Source organism: Mesorhizobium sp. M1050 (assembly GCF_040318715.1).
Classification (GTDB): Bacteria; Pseudomonadota; Alphaproteobacteria; order Rhizobiales; family Rhizobiaceae; genus Mesorhizobium.
Genome location: NZ_JAMYMV010000151.1, coordinates 1 through 3337 on the forward strand (window position 1 = coordinate 1; position 3337 = coordinate 3337).

The following is a 3337-nucleotide window of genomic DNA, read 5'->3' on the forward strand; positions in this document are numbered from 1 at the left end:
GGCTGGCGACACTCGGGATCGTCGTCTACGCCTCGGTCATGTGGGTGTCGGGCATCATGCAGGGCCTGATGTGGCGCGAATACGATGAGCAGGGCTTCCTGGTCTACTCCTTCGCCGAAACGGTCGCCGCCATGCACCCCTACTATGTGATGCGCGCAATCGGTGGAGCCATGTACCTCTCCGGCGCCCTGATCATGGCCTGGAACATCACAATGACCATCCTCGGCTACCGGCGCGAGGAGGATCCGATGCCGCGCTCTACTCCCGCCCTCCAGCTTGCGCGATGATGAGACAGAAAATGAGGTTGATGAACAGACACGCGGTCATCGAGAAGAACGCTACACTTCTTCTCCTCGGGTCGCTGCTGGTCGTGACAATCGGCGGCATCGTCGAGATCGCGCCGCTCTTCTACCTCGACAACACGATCGAGAAGGTCGAAGGCATGCGGCCTTACTCGCCGCTCGAACTTGCCGGGCGCAACATCTATGTGCGCGAGGGCTGCTATCTCTGCCACAGCCAGATGATCCGCCCGTTCCGTGACGAGGTTGAGCGCTACGGCCATTACAGCCTGGCGGCCGAGTCGATGTATGACCACCCCTTCCAGTGGGGATCGAAGCGCACCGGACCGGACCTCGCTCGGGTTGGCGATCGCTATTCCAATCTATGGCATGTCGAGCACCTGACGGATCCACGGAACGTGGTGCCGGAATCGATCATGCCGAGCTATGGCTTTCTGAAGGACACGCCGATTGCGGTGAAAGACTTCTCGACGCATCTGGTCGCAAACAGGCGTGTCGGTGCCCCTTACACCGATGACATGATCGCTAACGCCAATGCCGATTTGATGGCGCAGGCTGATCCCAATGCCGACACGTCCGGCCTCGAGGCCCGCTACCCCAAGGCCAGGATCGGCGATTTCGACGGTGATCTGCAGCAAGTCACCGAAATGGACGCCCTGGTTTCTTATCTCCAGATGCTCGGCACGCTTGTCGATTTCAAGAACTACGATGAGACCGCCGGCTACCGCTGAGGAGAATGGCGATGACGTACAATTTCATGCGGGAGTTTGCCGACAGCTGGGGCCTACTTGCCATGGCTCTTTTCTTCATCGGATCCGTTGCCTTTGCACTTCGTCCCGGCAGCCGCAGGCAAGCCGGCGAAGCAGCTCAAATTCCTCTGAAGGAGGACTGATCATGAGCAGCGATCACATTGACGAGGTTTCCGGCATCTCGACGACCGGTCATGAGTGGGACGGCATTCGCGAGCTCAACAACCCGCTCCCGCGCTGGTGGGTCATCACCTTCTACATCACCATAGTCTGGGCGATCGGTTACACGATTGCCTACCCGGCATGGCCGCTGTTGCACTCCGCGACAAAGGGCGTACTTGGCTATTCCAGCCGCAACGAAGTCAAGAACGAGTTGTCCGCGGCCGAAGCGGCAAAGGGCAAATATGTCGCCGCAATAGAGTCGAAAAGTGTTTCGGAGATTGCGGCGGATGACACGCTGCGCGAATTCGCCGTCGCTGCCGGCGCCGCCGCGTTCAAGCTCAATTGCGTGCAGTGCCACGGTTCCGGCGCCCAGGGGTCCAAGGGCTTTCCGAACCTAAATGACGACGACTGGCTGTGGGGCGGCGAGGCGGACCAGATCCAGCAGACGATCGAGCATGGCATCCGCGTCGCCTCCGACCCGGATACGCGCCTGTCGGAAATGCCCGCCTTTGGCGACATTATCGCCGCAGACCAGATCCAACAGGTCAGCGCCTATGTAGCCAGCCTGTCCGAAACCGTTGGCGATCAATCGATGTTGGCGCCTGGCGCCAAGGTTTTTGCGGAAAACTGCGTGGCCTGTCACGGTGACAATGCAAAGGGCAACAAGGAACTCGGCGCTCCAGATCTGACCGATGCCATCTGGCTCTACGGGTCAGGCGAAGCAGCCATCGCCGCCCAGGTCACCGCACCGAAACAGGGCGTGATGCCGGCTTGGAGCGCGCGCCTCGGCGAAACCAGGATCAAGGAACTGGCGGTCTACATCCATTCGCTTGGCGGCGGAGAATAGGAGCAGAAGCCTATTCTCGTCCTCCCCCTCCCGCCAAGCGACGAGGCCCGGCGCAAGCCGGGCCTCGGCATCATCCAGAACCGATGAGTCGGCTTCCGGCGAAATCGTCGCTGGTGACTGGAGCTTCTCGTGCTTGATAACACGCAAATAGAAAGGATCGAACCCACGCCGGTCAACTCCGCCAAGGCGCGTCAGCCAATGTATGCCGCGCGCAAGAAGATCTTCCCAAAGCGGGCCACGGGGAATTTTCGCCAGTTCAAATGGCTGGTGATGGCGGTCACGCTTGGTATTTATTATCTAACGCCGTGGCTGCGCTGGGACCGTGGCCCGTTCGCTCCTGACCAGGCAGTGCTGCTCGATGTCGCCAACAGGCGTTTCTACTTCTTCTTCATCGAGATATGGCCGCAAGAATTCTACTATGTGGCAGGCCTTCTGGTCATGGCTGGCGTCGGTCTTTTCCTGATCACGTCGACTGTCGGTCGTGCCTGGTGCGGCTACGCATGCCCGCAGACAGTATGGGTCGATCTGTTTCTGGTCGTCGAGCGGGCCATCGAGGGCGATCGGAATGCACGCATCAAGCTCGATGCCGCTTCCTGGAGCCCTCGCAAGCTCGCACTGCGGGTATCGAAACACGCCATCTGGCTGGTCATAGGTGCGGCGACCGGCGGCGCCTGGATCTTCTATTTCGCCGATGCGCCGACCCTGCTCGGCGAACTCTTCACCGGCACGACGGCTCCTGTCGCCTACTTCACCGTCGCCGTGCTGACGGCGACGACCTACACGTTTGGCGGGCTGATGCGCGAGCAGGTCTGCACCTATATGTGCCCGTGGCCGCGCATCCAGGCAGCCATGCTCGACGAAAGTTCGCTCACCGTCACCTACAATGACTGGCGCGGCGAACCGCGCACGCGTCATGCCAAGAAGGTCCAGGCCGCCGGACAGCCAGTCGGGGATTGCGTCGATTGCAATGCCTGCGTCGCTGTCTGCCCGATGGGGATCGACATTCGCGATGGCCAGCAGCTCGAATGCATCACCTGCGCGCTCTGCATCGACGCCTGCGACGGCGTCATGGACAAGCTCGGCAAGGAGCGCGGGTTGATCTCCTACGCGACCCTCTCCGACTACAACGCCAACATGATGTTGGCGACTGCGGGCGGCTCCGGTTCAGTCAATCCGTCGCTGGTCAGAACGGATGACGGCCTGTTTTCAGACAGGGTGGCTCATTTCCATATCCGCAAGATCTTTCGCCCGCGCACCTACGTGTACATGGCTATGTGGTC

The 3337-nt window shown here is 60.6% G+C and carries 5 protein-coding genes; all 5 read left to right on the forward strand.

Annotated elements, in window-relative coordinates:
- Positions 1 to 287, forward strand: a 287-nt coding sequence (locus NKH57_RS33490) for a cbb3-type cytochrome c oxidase subunit I (protein WP_352950616.1), incomplete at its 5' end; no start/stop codon positions are given.
- 11 nt (positions 288 to 298) lie between these two features.
- Positions 299 to 1030 carry a cytochrome-c oxidase, cbb3-type subunit II gene (gene ccoO / locus NKH57_RS33495; RefSeq protein ID WP_352950618.1) on the forward strand — a complete coding sequence of 244 codons (732 nt, stop codon included), beginning with the start codon at positions 299 to 301 and terminating at the stop codon, positions 1028 to 1030.
- Positions 1031 to 1041: 11 nt separating this feature from the next.
- A complete protein-coding gene (locus NKH57_RS33500; protein ID WP_023766610.1) occupies positions 1042 to 1191 on the forward strand; it encodes a CcoQ/FixQ family Cbb3-type cytochrome c oxidase assembly chaperone in 150 nt (49 codons plus the stop codon).
- Positions 1192 to 1193: 2 nt separating this feature from the next.
- Positions 1194 to 2057 carry a cytochrome-c oxidase, cbb3-type subunit III gene (gene ccoP / locus NKH57_RS33505; RefSeq protein WP_352950620.1) on the forward strand — a complete coding sequence of 288 codons (864 nt, stop codon included), beginning with the start codon at positions 1194 to 1196 and terminating at the stop codon, positions 2055 to 2057.
- 129 nt (positions 2058 to 2186) lie between these two features.
- Positions 2187 to 3337, forward strand: a 1151-nt coding sequence (ccoG, locus tag NKH57_RS33510) for a cytochrome c oxidase accessory protein CcoG (RefSeq protein WP_352950622.1), incomplete at its 3' end; no start/stop codon positions are given.